Origin of the sequence: Nocardioides sp. HDW12B (genome assembly GCF_011299595.1) — a bacterium.
Taxonomy (GTDB): Bacteria; Actinomycetota; Actinomycetes; order Propionibacteriales; family Nocardioidaceae; genus Marmoricola_A.
On the sequence record NZ_CP049867.1, the window covers coordinates 3,546,235 to 3,560,174 of the forward strand.

General features: G+C 72.3%; 13 protein-coding genes and 1 pseudogene. 10 read left to right on the plus strand and 4 right to left on the minus strand.

Annotation, left to right across the window (positions count from 1 at the left end):
- Positions 1–100 precede the first annotated feature (100 nt).
- The 3 genes from G7072_RS16580 (at position 101) to G7072_RS16590 (ending at position 4,850) form a co-directional block, all read left to right on the plus strand.
- Positions 101–3,052, plus strand: a complete 2,952-nt coding sequence (locus G7072_RS16580) for a (Fe-S)-binding protein (RefSeq protein ID WP_166088325.1) — start codon at positions 101–103, stop codon at positions 3,050–3,052.
- A 254-nt stretch (positions 3,053–3,306) separates the two neighbouring features.
- The gene (locus G7072_RS16585; RefSeq protein ID WP_166088327.1) at positions 3,307–3,696 is read left to right on the plus strand and encodes a hypothetical protein; all 390 of its coding nucleotides are present in this window, start codon (positions 3,307–3,309) and stop codon (positions 3,694–3,696) included.
- 47 nt (positions 3,697–3,743) lie between these two features.
- Positions 3,744–4,850 carry a methyltransferase domain-containing protein gene (locus G7072_RS16590; protein WP_166088330.1) on the plus strand — a complete coding sequence of 369 codons (1,107 nt, stop codon included), beginning with the start codon at positions 3,744–3,746 and terminating at the stop codon, positions 4,848–4,850.
- An 8-nt stretch (positions 4,851–4,858) separates the two neighbouring features.
- Here G7072_RS16590 and G7072_RS16595 read toward each other — a convergent pair whose 3' ends face one another.
- Positions 4,859–5,371: a DinB family protein gene (locus G7072_RS16595; protein WP_166088332.1), complete on the minus strand. Its 513-nt coding sequence runs from the start codon at positions 5,369–5,371 to the stop codon at positions 4,859–4,861.
- Between the two features lie 60 nt (positions 5,372–5,431).
- Here G7072_RS16595 and G7072_RS16600 point away from each other — a divergent pair, with 60 nt between their 5' ends.
- Genes G7072_RS16600 through G7072_RS16610 form a run of 3 tightly spaced genes read left to right on the plus strand, consistent with a single transcriptional unit; the run spans position 5,432 to position 7,822 of the window.
- Complete coding sequence (locus G7072_RS16600) at positions 5,432–5,929, plus strand: GNAT family N-acetyltransferase (RefSeq protein ID WP_166088334.1); 498 nt, start codon at positions 5,432–5,434, stop codon at positions 5,927–5,929.
- A 40-nt stretch (positions 5,930–5,969) separates the two neighbouring features.
- Complete coding sequence (locus tag G7072_RS16605; protein WP_166088336.1) at positions 5,970–7,442, plus strand: carboxyl transferase domain-containing protein; 1,473 nt, start codon at positions 5,970–5,972, stop codon at positions 7,440–7,442.
- Between the two features lie 35 nt (positions 7,443–7,477).
- Positions 7,478–7,822 (plus strand): hypothetical protein, encoded by a 345-nt coding sequence (locus tag G7072_RS16610; protein ID WP_166088338.1) that lies wholly within the window; start codon positions 7,478–7,480, stop codon positions 7,820–7,822.
- A 19-nt stretch (positions 7,823–7,841) separates the two neighbouring features.
- Here G7072_RS16610 and G7072_RS16615 read toward each other — a convergent pair whose 3' ends face one another.
- Positions 7,842–8,768, minus strand: a complete 927-nt coding sequence (locus G7072_RS16615; protein ID WP_166088340.1) for an endonuclease/exonuclease/phosphatase family protein — start codon at positions 8,766–8,768, stop codon at positions 7,842–7,844.
- A 222-nt stretch (positions 8,769–8,990) separates the two neighbouring features.
- Between G7072_RS16615 and G7072_RS16620 the strand changes: the two genes are divergently transcribed.
- The 3 genes and pseudogenes from G7072_RS16620 to G7072_RS16630 form a co-directional block, all read left to right on the plus strand.
- Entirely contained in the window at positions 8,991–9,368 is a 378-nt protein-coding gene (locus G7072_RS16620) for a YciI family protein (RefSeq protein ID WP_166088342.1), read from the plus strand.
- Between the two features lie 45 nt (positions 9,369–9,413).
- The gene (locus tag G7072_RS16625; protein ID WP_166088345.1) at positions 9,414–10,697 is read left to right on the plus strand and encodes a sigma-70 family RNA polymerase sigma factor; all 1,284 of its coding nucleotides are present in this window, start codon (positions 9,414–9,416) and stop codon (positions 10,695–10,697) included.
- 18 nt (positions 10,698–10,715) lie between these two features.
- Positions 10,716–11,063, plus strand: a pseudogene (locus G7072_RS16630) (SRPBCC domain-containing protein); the annotation flags it as partial.
- A gap of 9 nt (positions 11,064–11,072) precedes the next feature.
- On the opposite strand, the gene G7072_RS16635 reads toward G7072_RS16630, so the two are convergent.
- Complete coding sequence (locus G7072_RS16635) at positions 11,073–12,434, minus strand: aminotransferase class V-fold PLP-dependent enzyme (protein WP_166088347.1); 1,362 nt, start codon at positions 12,432–12,434, stop codon at positions 11,073–11,075.
- A gap of 46 nt (positions 12,435–12,480) precedes the next feature.
- Here G7072_RS16635 and G7072_RS16640 point away from each other — a divergent pair, with 46 nt between their 5' ends.
- Entirely contained in the window at positions 12,481–12,882 is a 402-nt protein-coding gene (locus G7072_RS16640; RefSeq protein ID WP_166088350.1) for an SRPBCC family protein, read from the plus strand.
- Between the two features lie 37 nt (positions 12,883–12,919).
- Here the strand turns inward: G7072_RS16640 and G7072_RS16645 are convergent, their stop codons facing one another.
- Positions 12,920–13,924 carry a hypothetical protein gene (locus tag G7072_RS16645; RefSeq protein ID WP_166088352.1) on the minus strand — a complete coding sequence of 335 codons (1,005 nt, stop codon included), beginning with the start codon at positions 13,922–13,924 and terminating at the stop codon, positions 12,920–12,922.
- Between the last annotated feature and the right edge of the window lie 16 nt (positions 13,925–13,940).

The window sequence follows — 13,940 nt, forward strand, 5'->3', positions numbered from 1 at the left end:
GTGAGTAAGATGACGGGGCACCGAAGCGCCCCGCACCAGGGGCCCGGCGCAATAGGCTCGCGGAAGCGACACCCCCTGACGCCGGACGGAGCGTGGACGAGTGACTTGGGTGCTGATCCTGGGGCTGCTGATGAACGCGGTCGCCCTGCCGCTGGCGGCCAAGCGCGTGAGCTTCCTCGCGCGGCTGATCACCAGCGGCCAGCCCGCCCCTGACCGGATCAGGGGCGTCACCGGACGCGTCGGTCTGGCCCTGAAGACCCAGCTGGTCGAGGTGTTCGGCCAGAAGAAGCTGCTGAAGTGGTCGGTGCCCGGCGTCGCGCACGCCTTCGTGTTCTGGGCGTTCCTCATCCTCGGCACCGTGTACGTCGAGGCCTACGGCGCACTGTTCACCTTCCCCGACGAGTTCGCCATCCCGATCGTGGGCCGGTGGGACCTGCTCGGCTTCGCCCAGGACATGATCGCGGTCCTGGCGCTCGTGGGTCTGGCTCTCTTCGCTCAGATCCGGTTGAAGAACTCCCCGAAGAAGCTCGGACGCCAGTCCCGCTTCAAGGGCTCGCACCTCGGCGGCGCCTGGATGGTGCTGTTCATGATCTTCAACGTCATCTGGACGATGTTCCTGTTCCGTGGCGCCGGAGCGGCCAACGACAACCTGCCCTACGGCAACGGGGCGTTCGTCTCCCAGGGTGTCGGGGCCCTGCTGTCCGGGCTCAGCGAGCACACGCTGGAGATCCTCGAGGGCGTCGGGCTGATGCTCCACATCGGCGTGATGCTGGTGTTCCTGATCATCGTGCTGAACTCCAAGCACCTGCACATCTTCGTCGCCCCGCTGAACGTCATGTTCGGCCGCCGGCCGGTCGCCCTGGGCGCCGCCAAGCCGCTGATGAGCGACGGCAAGGTCCTCAACCTCGAGGACGCCGACGACTTCGACGAGGACACCAAGCTCGGCGTCGGCTCGATCGAGGACTTCTCCTGGAAGGGCATGCTCGACTTCGCGACCTGCACCGAGTGCGGTCGCTGCCAGTCGCAGTGCCCGGCCTGGAACACCGAGAAGCCGCTGTCGCCCAAGCTCATGATCATGGCGCTGCGCGACGCGGCGTTCGCCAGGGCGCCGTACATCCTCGCCGACGAGGAGAAGCGCGAGAAGCTGCTCGCCGCCGACGCCAACAAGTCCGGCCTCAACGGCTCGGGCCCCGGTGACATCACCGGCGCCGGCGCCGCCCACGCCGGCGGCAAGGGCCACGGCAGCACCTCCCTGACGATGGAGGTCGAGCGCCCGCTCATCGGCGACACCGGCGACGACTGGTTCTACATGCCGGAGGACGGCTCGGGCGTCATCGACCCCGACGTGCTCTGGTCCTGCGTCACGTGCGGTGCCTGCGTCGAGCAGTGCCCGGTCGACATCGAGCACGTGGACCACATCGTCGACATGCGTCGCTACCAGGTGCTCATCGAGTCGAACTTCCCCGCCGAGCTCAACGGTCTCTTCAAGCAGCTGGAGAACAAGGGCAACCCGTGGGGCATGAGCGCGAAGGCGCGCATGGACTGGGCCAAGGACCTGCCCTTCGACGTCAAGGTCGTCGGCGAGGACGTCGAGAGCCTCGACGAGGTCGACTGGCTGTTCTGGGTCGGCTGCGCCGGCGCCTACGAGGACCGCGCGAAGAAGACCACCGCCGCGGTCGCCGAGCTGCTCTCCACCGCGGGCGTCGACTTCGCCGTCCTCGGCAACGGCGAGACCTGCACCGGCGACTCGGCCCGTCGCGCGGGCAACGAGTTCCTCTTCCAGCAGCTCGCCATGGAGAACGCCGCGACGCTCACCGAGGCCAAGGCGAAGAAGGTCGTCTCGACCTGCGCCCACTGCTTCAACACGTTGAAGAACGAGTACGCGCAGTTCGGCGTCGAGCTCGAGGTCGTCCACCACACCCAGCTGCTGAACACGCTGGTGCGCGAGGGTCGCCTCACCCCGGTCGCGGCCGAGGACGGCCCGAAGCGGACCCTGACCTACCACGACCCCTGCTACGTGGGTCGTCACAACCAGGTCTACACGCCGCCGCGCGAGCTGCTGTCGGTCATCCCCTCGACCGAGTTCAAGGAGATGGAGCGCAACAGCGAGCGGTCCTTCTGCTGCGGCGCCGGCGGCGCGCGCATGTGGATGGAGGAGAACATCGGTTCGCGCATCAACGTGAACCGGACCACCGAGGCGGTGGGCACCGGCGCGGACCAGATCGCGGTCGGCTGCCCGTTCTGCCGGGTCATGCTCTCCGACGGCCTCACCGCGCTGCAGGACTCCGGCGACGCCCGCGAGGAGGTCGAGGTCCTCGACGTCGCGCAGATGCTGCTGGCAGCGGTACGCCGCGACGGCCAGCCGTTCTCCGGCCCGCTCCCGGTCAAGGACAGGTGGCAGCCGTTCCTGCTCTCCGACGGCACGGACGTCCACTTCGTCACCGACGGCACGACGTACCGCTGCACCATCGCGGGCTGCGGCTTCGAGCGGACCAGCGGCAGCGAGGCCGTCGAGCACAACGACGCCGCGCACCCCGATACCCCGGCTCTCCCGACCGAGCCGGACCCCGAGCCCGCAACCGCGGTCTCGCCGACCACCCAGCCGACCGCGCCGCATCCGGCGGGCGTCATCGCGCTGTGGGACAACCAAGACGTCGAGTCGATCCTGGAAGGTGACGAGGTGGACATCAGCGAGTTCAAGGCCAAGCTGAAGGCGGAGCTCAAGGCGGAGGTGCTGGCGGAGGTCAAGGCGGAGCTCGAGGGCGCGCTGAACTCCACCTCCGGCACCTCCGAGCCGGTCAGCACCGACAAGCCCGAGGCCCAGCCCCCGGCCGCCGCTGCTCCGGCCCCCGAGAAGGCCCCCGAGAAGGCCCCCGAGCCGGAGAAGGCCCCCGAGCCGGAGCCGGAGCCCGAGAAGGCTCCCGAGCCCGCGGCCGAGGAGAAGAAGGAGGAGCCGGCGAAGGCTGCTCCGGAGTCGAAGCCCACCGCCGAGAAGGCCGACAAGCCCGACGACGAGGACGACGACGGCGCCCTGCTCATCGGCTCCCTCTGAGCCGTCACGCACCACCCGTGAGGCCCCCGCTCCTGCTCTGGAGCCGGGGGCCTCACGGTTTTTCCGTGCGCCGCCAACGCGTGTCGCAATTTGCGTGTCGGACGTGTTTGTGATCCACATCTCAGGGCATACATGTGTCAGGAGATGTCCGGTGCGGGACCTTTGGCTTGGGAGGGCCGTTGGAACCGCTCGGCGTCGCCGACACCGGGCAGGGTCAAGCACGGTCAGACAGGGTCAGTCACTGGGAGGACGCCATGTGGGTCTCAGGAGTGGTACGACGCAAGCGGCACCAGGTGCTGGCCGAGATGGTCGCGACCGCGGGCCGCACCGGCACCTACGAGCAGCCCTGGCGGCTGGTCCCCCACGTGTGGGACCACTTCACCAGTGAGGCCGCGATCCTCGAGGAGCTGCAGCGCGACTGGCGCACCGCGCTGGCCGGTGAGATCTACGTGAAGATCGAGGCCGGCGACGGCGACCTCCAGGCCGACGTGATGAAGGCCTTCGCGGCCGTGCAGCGCCGCCAGGCCCACGCCCGTCGGATCCTCGAGGCCCACGCCGACCACCCCGCCATCGCCGGTGCGATGAAGAAGGAGCGGGCGCTGCTCGGCTCCTTCGCGGCCCTGGCCGACCTCGCCGCCGCCTGACGACCGCTCCGAAAACCGCGGCCCGTCCGTGCCCCTACAGTCACGGGGTGCGCTGTGAGTACTTCGAGGCAGACCTCTGCCGGTCCTGCACCCACCTCCGCACGCCGTACGACGAGCAGCTGACGGCCAAGCAGGCCGCCGTCGAGGAGCGCCTGAGCGTCCCGACGTGGCTCCCGCCCGTCGCCAGCGCCGAGGAGCGGTTCCGGACCAAGGCCAAGATGGTCGTCGCCGGAACGGTCGAGGACCCGACGCTCGGCATCCTCGACGCCGCCGGCGGGGGCACCGACCTGCGCGGATGCCACCTGCACGTGCCGGCCATCCACGACGCCCTCCCCCGGTTGGCCGCGTTCGTCACGAACGCCCGGCTGACGCCGTACTCCGTGCCCGAGCGGCGCGGTGAGCTCAAGCACCTGCTGCTGACCGCCAACCGCGACGGCCGGCTGATGCTGCGCCTCGTGCTGCGCTCGACCGAGGCGCTGGCGCGGATCCGCAAGCACCTGCCGGACCTGCTGAGCGACCTGCCGCTCGACGTGGTCAGCGTCAACGTGCAGCCGCAGCACGCCGCGGTGCTCGAGGGCGAGCACGAGGAGCTGCTCCACGGTGCCACGCTGCCGATGCCGGTCAACGACCTCGTGCTGCCGCTGCGGCCGCAGTCGTTCTTCCAGACCAACACCGACGTCGCGGCGGCGCTCTACCGGCAGGCGCGTGAGTGGGCCGGCGAGGTCGCGCCGTCGTCGGTGTGGGACCTCTACTGCGGTGTGGGAGGCTTCGCCCGCCACCTGGCCGCGCCGGGCCGTCGGGTGACCGGTGTCGAGCTGAGCGAGGCAGCGGTGGCGGCGGCGCAGGAGAGCGCGCCCGAGGACACGAGGTTCGTCGCCGGGGACGCCGTCACCTGGGTGCGCGACCAGGACCCGGCGGACGCCGCCGACCTGGTCGTGGTGAACCCGCCGCGGCGCGGGCTCGGGCCCGACCTGTGCGCCTCGCTGGAGGCCACCCGTCCGGCGCACCTGCTCTACTCCAGCTGCAACCCGGTGTCGCTGGCCCGCGACCTGGAGGCGATGCCGGGCCTGCGCCCGGTCCGTGGCCGCCTGTTCGACATGTTCCCCCACACCGACCACGCCGAGGTCCTCGTCCTGCTGGAGCGCCGCACCTGACGCAGCGGTCAGTCCCCGCGCGTGCCGTCGAGGGTCTCGCGCAGGATGTCGAGGTGGCCGTTGTGGCGGGCGTTCTCCTCCACGAGGTGCAGGATCACCCAGCGCAGGGTGGGTGCCTCGCCGGAGCGGAACGGCGTCCGGGAGCGGTCGTCGAGGTCGAGCCCCGCGATGATCGCGTCGGTCCGGGCGATCTGCTCCTCGTAGCCCGCGAGCGTCTCCTCGATCGGGGCGACGGCACCGTCGGAGAACTCCTTCTCCGGCTCCTCCCGCGTCCACGGCCCCAGGTCCGGGCCGCCGACGAAGCGGTTCTCGATCCAGGAGTGCTCGACCCAGCGGAGGTGGTTGACCACGCCGCCGATCGACATGAGCGGCGAGGTGGTCAGGGGCGTGGCGCCGACGAGCTCGGGAGCGAGCCCCTCGCACTTCGCGAACGCCGACCGTCGCGTGTAGTCGAGCATCGTCAGCAGCGTGGCGCGCTCGTCCCAGGACGGCGGCCTGTCGGAAGGGGGCTGGTCGACCATGGCCCGAGTCTCGTCGGCGGGTGCGTGCCTGTCGACCGGGTTTGCTGACAGGCTGGCGCCATGCCCGCCGCGACCGACCCGCAGGTGCGCCTGCGCCCGCTCACCGCCGCCGACCACGACGACGTGCTGGCCCTCAACGCCCAGGAGGTCCACCTCCTCGCCCCCATGGACGAGGCGCGCATGGCCGAGCTGCACGGGTGGGCGCACCGCTTCGACGTCATCGAGGTCGACGGCGCGTTCGGCGGCTTCGTCATCGTGATCGAGTCGGGCACGACGTACGACGGCGACCACTACGCGTTCTTCACGCAGACCTACGAGGAGTTCCTCTACCTCGACCGGGTGGTGCTGGCCGGCCCCGCGCGGGGCCGGGGCGTCGGGCACGCGGTGTACGACGAGCTCGAGGCAGAGGCCGGCCGCCTCGGCCGGATGACCCTCGAGGTCAACGTCGACCCGCCGAACCCGCCGTCGCTGGCCTTCCACGCCCGCCGCGGCTACGTCGAGGTGGGGCGCAGCGGTCCCGCCGACCATGTGGTGAGTCTCATGGCGAAGGAGCTGTGATCGGGGTTGACCCCCGCGCGGGGTGCGTGAGGATGAAGCGGTGCCCCGCCGCGAACGCCTCGACTCCGCCCAGCTGATCGACCTCGTCCTCGACGAGGACTCCTGGGAGTCGTGGGACACCGCGCCCGAGCGGGACGCGATCAGCGACGACTACGCGGCCGCCCTGGCCGCTGCCGCGGAGAAGAGCGGGGTCGACGAGTCGGTCGTCACCGGTGCCGCGCGGCTGCGCGGACGGCGCATCGCGGTGGTGGCGGGCGAGTTCCGCTTCCTGGCCGGGTCGATCGGCGTCGCCTCGGCCCGCCGGATCGTCGCCGCCGTACGCCGTGCGACCGCGCTCGGTCTGCCGCTCGTCGCCGCACCCGTGTCGGGCGGCACCCGGATGCAGGAGGGCACCCCGGCCTTCGTGTGGATGGCGCAGATCTCGGCCGCCGTCGCGGCCCACAAGGCGGCCGGCCTGCCCTACCTGGTCTACCTGCGCCACCCCACGACCGGCGGCGTCATGGCGTCGTGGGGGTCGCTGGGCCACGTGACCGTCGCCGAGCCGGAGGCGCTTGTCGGCTTCCTCGGCCCCCGGGTCTACGAGGCGTTGTACGGCGAGACGTTCCCCGAGGGCGTCCAGACCTCGGAGAACCTCTACGCCCACGGCCTCATCGACGCCGTCGTCGAGCCCGAGGAGATCGGCGACATCCTCGACCGGGCGCTCGCGATCCTGCTGGCTCCCGGCGACCCGGTGGTGCCGGTCGCTCCGCTGCCGCCCGTGAGCGACGTCGACACGTGGGACTCGATCACCCGGTCGCGGCGCAAGGACCGCCCCGGCGTGCGCCGCCTGCTGAAGTACGCCGCCAGCGACGTCGTCCCGCTCAACGGCACCGGCCAGGGCGAGCACGACCCCGGGCTGATGCTGGCGCTGGCGCGCTTCGGCGAGACGCCGTGCGTGGTGCTGGCCCAGGACCGCCGCGGGCAGACCGAGCTGCGCCCCCTCGGCCCGGCGGCGCTGCGCGAGGCGCGGCGCGGCATGCGGCTGGCCGAGGAGCTGCGGATGCCGCTGCTCACGATCATCGACACCCCGGGCGCGGCCCTGTCGGTCGAGGCCGAGGAGGGCGGGTTGGCCGGTGAGATCGCCCGGTGCCTGGCCGACCTGGTGACCCTGCGCGCCCCGACCCTGTCGCTCATGCTCGGCCAGGGCACCGGCGGCGGCGCGCTCGCGCTGCTGCCCGCCGACCGGGTCGTGGCGGCCCAGCACGCCTGGCTCTCCCCGCTGCCGCCGGAGGGCGCGAGCGCGATCGTGCACCGCGACACCTCGCACGCCCCCGACCTGGCCCGCGCGCAGCGCGTGCGCTCGCTCGACCTGCGCGCCGACGGCATCGTCGACGTCATCGTGCCCGAGCTGCCGGACGCCGCCGACGAGCCCGAGGCCTTCTGCCAGCGGGTCGGCGCCGTCCTGCGGCACGAGCTGTCGTGGCTGCGACGCCAGGACGTCAACGGCCTCGTCGCCAGCCGCACGGCCGGCTGAGGCGCCCGGGGTCGCGGCTCGGCTACTGTCCTCCGATGGAGCTGGAGTCCGCACTCACCACCACCTCGGGCGCCGCCGTCGTCACCATCGTCGTCGGCGCGGCCATGACCGCCGCGCCCGGTCCGGTAGGCGCCCTGTGCGGCATCGACGACCGGCGCCTCGCTCGTCTCGTCGGGATCTCCGACGCCGTGTGCGCCACCGGATTGCTCGCCGGCCGGCCGCGGTGGCCCTGGGCGACCGCTCGAGCCGGTCTCAACCTCGTCCAGGCAGCGATCCTCGTGCGACGCGGCACAGCGGGCACCTTCGCCGCGATCGCGCTCGTCGGTCTGACCGTGGTCGACGGCGCCGCCGCCCGGGAGCTCCACCGCGCGGGGCGCTGAGTCGCCTCGACCGCGAGACTCAGCGCATGGTCGCGCTGGCGGCGAAGAAGCGGTGGTAGGAGTACTCCGGCTTCGCGTCGAGCGCGCTGACGAAGCTCGACCGCGGGAACCAGTTGTGGGAGAAGTAGACGTGGTCGATCTTGCGACGCTCGTACGGCGACTTCCGGTTCTGGTGGGTCCACCGGTTCTGGGTCCGGTCGGCCTCGTACATGATCCCGTTGCTGTGGTTGAGGTTCTTCATCGGCTCCTGCGACGGCTCGGTGTTGAAGTCGCCGGCGATGATGACGCCGTACCCCTGGGCGTTCCACGGCTCGATCTCGTCGCGCCGCATGCGGAAGGTCTTGGCGGTGCGCTGGTCGTTCGTGCCCGAGAGGTGGGTCGAGCACGCCACGACGAAGCGCGACAGCTTGTGGAAGCCCAGGCAGGTGAGGCCCTCGCCGGTCACCTGCGCGGTCCCCAGGTCGAAGTCGTAGTTGTACGCCGTCGGGTTGTAGCCGCTCGGGACCGCGATCAGGTCCCCGTGGCCCTTCGGGGCACTCTCGGCGTAGTTCTTGTAGGCCGCACATCGTCTCTGGGACTTCGTCGGGCGCCAGGAGACCGTGTAGCCGACCGCCTCGAGCTTCGGCTTCAGGTAGGTGAACTGCGACTGGCAGACCTCCTGCAGCGCGATGACGTCGGGCCGGTGCCCGGCATCGATGGCGTTGGTGACCGGGCGGACCGCCCGGGGACGCCCACCGTTGTTGATGTCCCGGGGGTTGTTCTCGTTGGTGCCGGCACCGGTGATGTTGTAGCTCCACACGTCCATGCCGCCGGTGCCCGGCGCACGCTGGGCCGAGCCGCTCCCGGTCGGCTCGGCCTGCTCGGCCTGCGCCGCCTGCTGGGCGGGGACGAACAACGTCGTGGCGAGCGCCAGCACGCCTGCCGAGAGCCACATCCTGCGCACCACGGGGTCTCCTCGAAGAGTCGTCCCGGCACGCTGTCGTCCGGGGCCCGCGTCACCTTAGTCCCCTATCACCCGATTCAGCACCCCCGCCCGGTGGCGCCGCGCGCCCCGAGAAATCCGTCGAGAAAACTTTCGTGGACGATGTCGAAGGCGGAGGATGCCGTTCGACGTAGGGGTGAGTCGGTCACCGATCAGCGGTGGCCCACCGATCTGAGGAGCACAGCGATGCCACGGTTCATGGGTTTGGTGAAGATGGAAGAGGGCGGCGGCATGCCCCCGCAGGCGCTGTTCGAGGCCATGGACGTCTACATCGGCGAGCAGGCGCAGAAGGGTCACTTCCTCGACGGAGGCGGGCTCTTCGGCACGGAGGACGCTGTGAACTTCGTGGTCCGTCAGGGTGAGACCACCCGCGTCGACGGTCCCTACGCCGAGGCCAAGGAGGTCGTCGGCGGCTGGTCGCTGCTGCAGTACGACAGCCTCGAGGAGGCCGTCGCCGCGCAGCAGGAGTTCGCCGAGCTCCACGCGAAGCACTGGCCCGAGTGCACCATGGTCGCCACGCTGCGGCAGATCTCCGAGGCGCCGCCCGAGCCCTCCGACGCCTGACGGCGCTCCCTCAAGCGGTCGTGCGGCCGGCCCTAGGCTGGCCGCATGGCCGGGACCACGGGTGAGGCGATCACGCTCACCTGGCGAGCGGAGTCCGCCCGACTGGTCGGCGCGCTGACCCGGATGACCCGCGACCTCGACCTCGCCGAGGACCTGGCCCAGGACGCGCTGGTGAGCGCGCTCGAGAGCTGGCCCGTCCGCGGCATCCCCGACAACCCCGGCGCGTGGCTGATGACGGCCGCCAGGCGCCGAGCCGTCGACGGCTTCCGCCGCGCCGAGAGCCTGCGCCGCAAGACCGCAGAGCTCGACCGCGACGTCCGCAGCGTCCGTGAGGAGGACGACGTGCCGGACCTCTCCTCCCAGGTGGACTTCATCGAGGACGACGTCCTCCGCCTGGTCTTCCTGTCCTGCCACCCGCTGCTGACCCCTGAGTCCCGGGCCGCGCTGACGCTCCGCCTGGTCGCCGGGTTGTCGACCGCGGAGATCGCACGCGGCTTCCTCGCCGGCGAGACCGCCGTGGGGCAACGGATCTCCCGGGCGAAGCGGACGCTGGCCGAGGCCCACGCGGACTTCGAGCTGCCCACCGGCGAGGAGCGCACGGCACGGCTCGACGACGTGATGGCGGTGGTCTACCTGATCTTCAACGAGGGCTACACCGCCACCGCCGGCACCGACTGGATGCGGACCGACCTGACGGACGAGGCCATCCGCCTGGCGCGGATGCTCGCCGACCTCGTGCCGGACGAGCCGGAGGTGCACGGGCTCCAGGCGCTGCTCGAGCTGCAGGCCTCGCGCACCGCAGCGCGCGTCGACGCCGCGGGACGGGCGGTGCTGCTCGACGACCAGGACCGCAGCCTCTGGGACGCGTTGCTGATCCGGCGCGGGCTCGCCGCCCTCGAGCGCGCGGAGCGGCTCGCTGCCCGGGGCAGGCCCGTCGGGCGCTACTCCCTGCAGGCGGCGATCGCCTCCCGGCACGCGCGCGCCGCGACGGCGGAGGAGACCGACTGGCGCGCCATCGCGCGGTTGTACGACGTGCTGGCCGAGGCCGCACCCGGGCCGGTCGTGGAGGTCAACCGCGCCGTCGCCCACGGCCGGGCGTACGACGCCGACGCCGGCCTCGCGGTCCTCGACCGCATCCCCGACCGCGCGTTCACCGGGTCCCACCTGCTGGCCAGCGTGCGTGGCGACCTGCTTGCGCGGGCCGGCCGGCACTCCGACGCAGCAGCGTCGTTCCGCGAGGCGGCGTCCCTCACGTCCAACGAGAGCGAGCGGTCGCTGCTGCTCGGCCGCGCCGAGGACTCCGAGCGGTGGGCGGCGCGGGAGGGCTGACGTGGTGACCTCCGTCCGGGCGGCGAGTTCCGTGCCCGGTTCGTCACGACCGGGTGGGAGGGCACCGGTCGGGTCGAGACCTGCGACCCGCCGCACCACTGGCTCGTGCGTACGTGGGACGCCGAGGAGCCGGGCGAGCACACGATGCAGGTCACGCTCACCGCCGACGGCGACCAGACCGTCCTGGCCCTCGAGGAGCGCGGGATGCCGCTCGACCAGCTGGCCGCCTACGGAGCCGGTCTGCAGGTCCACGTCGAGGACCTCTCCGCGCACGTCCGCGGGGTCGAGCGCCGCGACACCCGCGAGCGCTGGAGCGAGCTCCTCCCCGGCTACGAGACGCTCGCCGCCGAGGTCGAGGACAGGTAGGCGCTCGGCTCACCCCGCCGCAGCGCGGCGCACCGCCTCGACGCTGCGGGCGACGTCTGCGTCGGTCGTCGACCAGTTGCACACGGAGATGCGCAGCACGGCCCGGCCGTGCCAGAGCGATCCCGACATCCAGGTCGTGCCGTCGGCCAGCACCCGCCGTACGACGTCGCGGGTGCGACCGTCGCTGCCGAAGCTCGCGCAGACCTGGGTGAACACGACGTCGTTGAGCACCTCCACACCCTCGAGCGCACCGACCTGCTCGGCGAAGGTCCGGGCGTGGGAGGCCAGGGTCTCGACCAGGTCGGCGACCCCGGACCGCCCGAGACTGCGCAGCACCGCCCAGACCGGCACGGCCCGGGAGCGGCGTGACAGCTCGGGCACCTTCTCGAACGGGTCCCCGGCGGCGTCCTGGATCAGGTAGTCGCCGTGCATGGTCATCGCCGAGCGCAGCGCCACCGCGTCCCGGACGATCGCGAGGCCGCAGTCGTAGGGCACGTTGAGGGTCTTGTGGGCGTCGGTGGCCCACGAGTCGGCCCGCTCGAGCCCCCGGGTCAGGTGCCGCAGCGACGGCGCCGCGGCGGCGAAGAGCCCGAAGGCGCCGTCGACGTGCACCCAGGCGCCGTGCTCGTGGGCCAGGGACACGGCCTCGTCAAACGGGTCGAACGCGCCCGAGTGGACGTTGCCCGCCTGGAGCACGACGACCGCCAGCCCGGACCGGTCGGCCAGGGCGTGCGCCAGCGCGTCGGGCCTGATCCGACCCTGCTCGTCGGACCCGACGGTCTCGGGGGTGCCCAGCCCGAGGTAGCGCAGCACCAGGTCGATGCTGTCGTGACGCTCCTCGCCCACCAGGACCCTCACGCGCGGTGCGCCGTGGAGCCCCTGCGACGCCTGGTCCCAGCCGGCTCGACGCAGCACCTCGTCACGGGCGGCGGCCAGGCAGGTGAAGTTGGCCATGGTGGCGCCGGTGGCGAACCCGACGGCCGCGCCCTCGGGCAGACCGAGCAGGTCGAGCAGCCAGGCAGCGGTGACCTCCTCGACCGCTGCGGCGGCGGGGGTCAGGGTGCGGAGCCCGGCGTTCTGGTCCCAGGCGCTGACCAGCCAGTCGGCGGCCAGCGCAGCCGGGTGGGTCCCACCGATGACCATGCCGTAGAACCGGCCCGACGGCATGGCGGTGAGACCCGGCTCGCTGGCACCCGCGAGCAGGTCGACGACGTCGACCGGGTCCGACGGCCCGACCGGCAGCTCGCGGCCGAGCGCGGCCGCCACCTCGTCGACGTCGGCGCGCGGTGCCACCGGGCGGTCGGCGAGCGACGCGAGCCACGCGACCGCGTGGGCGTGGGCCCGCTCCAGCGCAGCGTCCCGCTCCTCCATGTCGGTCAGTGTCCTCGCACGCGCGCGGTCTGGCTACGTTGTGGTCATGGAATCCCGGACCAGGCACATCGACGTCCACATCACCCGGCCGATGAGCGAGGTCTACGTCTTCGCCGCCGACCCGCTGAACCTGCCCCGCTGGGCCTCCGGTCTCGCCGGGGCCACGGTCGAGCGTGACGGGGAGCAGTGGGTGACCGAGTCACCGATGGGGCGCGTGACCTTCGCCTTCGCTCCCCGCAACGAGCTCGGCGTCCTCGACCACGACGTCACGCTGCCGTCCGGCCAGGTGGTGCACAACCCGGTCCGGGTGATCCGCGACGGCGACGAGTGCGACGTCGTCTTCACCCTGCGCCAGGCGCCGGGCACGTCCGACGAGGAGGTCGAGCGGGACGCCGCCACCGTGGCCGCGGACCTGACCACGCTGAAGGCCGTGGTCGAGGCGCTCTGAGCCGACGCCGCCCTCACCCGCGGTCAGTCCGGCCGGCTCAGGCGCCGTCCGCCCAGGCGAGGACGCGCAGCGCGCGCAGGGTGTTCCAGCGGCTCGGCTCGCCGTCCTCCTCGAACGCGAACCACGTCTGCCCGCCGTGGGTCCGCTCCAGCAGCCAGCGTCCGTCCGGCTGCTGCTTGTCCCGCACGAGCCGTACGGCGTCCGCGGTGCGTGCGTCCGGCGGTCCGCCCGCCGCCCGCAGGTGGTCGAGACCGCGCAGCACGTCGTAGTGCCACCGCGGCGGCCAGGCGAACCGCAGCCACCCGTCGCTCACGACCTCCCCCGTGCTCCGACGGCGGAGCAGGTGCCGCTCGAGGAGGTACTCCTCGCCCCGTCGTCGCGCGTCGGCGACCGGAACGGCGCCGCCGGACCGCTCGTAGTCGAGCAGGCCCTCGACCACGCAGATCGTGGTGTGGAACGACGACACCGTCGAGCCGCGCTCGGTCTCGCAGTTCCAGCCGCCGTCGGCGAGCTGCTCGCCGAGCAGCCCGGTGACCAGGACGTCGACGTCGGCGCCGAACCACGACCCGATCGCGAGGGTCTGGCCGTTGATGCAGGGCTCCACCTCGCCGTCGAAAAACGCCTGGTCGTCGTGCTCCCAGCGGCCGTTCTCCGTCACCAGCGCGACGGTCTCCCGGGCCGCCGCGCTCCCCGGGTCGAGCCCGAGGTCGCGCAGCACCCGCAGCACCGGCAGGGTGGAGGTCCACGGCTGACCGTCGGAGAAGTCGGGCTCGATGCCTGCCTTCCAGTCGTCGACGACCTTCCGCGGGAAGCAGGCGCCGCCGGCCCAGAGGCCATCGGCATCGCGCAGGGCGAGCAGCCGGGCGCCCCACCCCTCCGTCTCGACCCGGGCCCGCTCCGCGGCGACCTCGTCGGCGGACGCTGCCGTCAGGTCCCGCATCGTCTGCCAGCGGATCGCGGGGTCGCCGGCGAGGAGCCAGTCGAGGACCGCGGCGTCCGGCACGGTCGAGGCGGAGGCAGCGGGGTGGTCCGAGGTCGTCATGCCGGCCACGCTAGGA

Excerpts from the sequence above, each read along its gene's own strand:
- G7072_RS16585 (WP_166088327.1), top strand. The coding sequence starts at position 3,307 with ATGTGGGTCTCAGGAGTGGTACGACGCAAGCGGCACCAGGTGCTGGCC.
- G7072_RS16595 (WP_166088332.1), bottom strand. The coding sequence starts at position 5,371 with ATGGTCGACCAGCCCCCTTCCGACAGGCCGCCGTCCTGGGACGAGCGC.
- G7072_RS16600 (WP_166088334.1), top strand. The coding sequence starts at position 5,432 with ATGCCCGCCGCGACCGACCCGCAGGTGCGCCTGCGCCCGCTCACCGCC.
- G7072_RS16610 (WP_166088338.1), top strand. The coding sequence starts at position 7,478 with ATGGAGCTGGAGTCCGCACTCACCACCACCTCGGGCGCCGCCGTCGTC.
- G7072_RS16620 (WP_166088342.1), top strand. The coding sequence starts at position 8,991 with ATGCCACGGTTCATGGGTTTGGTGAAGATGGAAGAGGGCGGCGGCATG.
- G7072_RS16625 (WP_166088345.1), top strand. The coding sequence starts at position 9,414 with ATGGCCGGGACCACGGGTGAGGCGATCACGCTCACCTGGCGAGCGGAG.
- G7072_RS16635 (WP_166088347.1), bottom strand. The coding sequence starts at position 12,434 with ATGGAGGAGCGGGACGCTGCGCTGGAGCGGGCCCACGCCCACGCGGTC.
- G7072_RS16640 (WP_166088350.1), top strand. The coding sequence starts at position 12,481 with ATGGAATCCCGGACCAGGCACATCGACGTCCACATCACCCGGCCGATG.
- G7072_RS16645 (WP_166088352.1), bottom strand. The coding sequence starts at position 13,924 with ATGACGACCTCGGACCACCCCGCTGCCTCCGCCTCGACCGTGCCGGAC.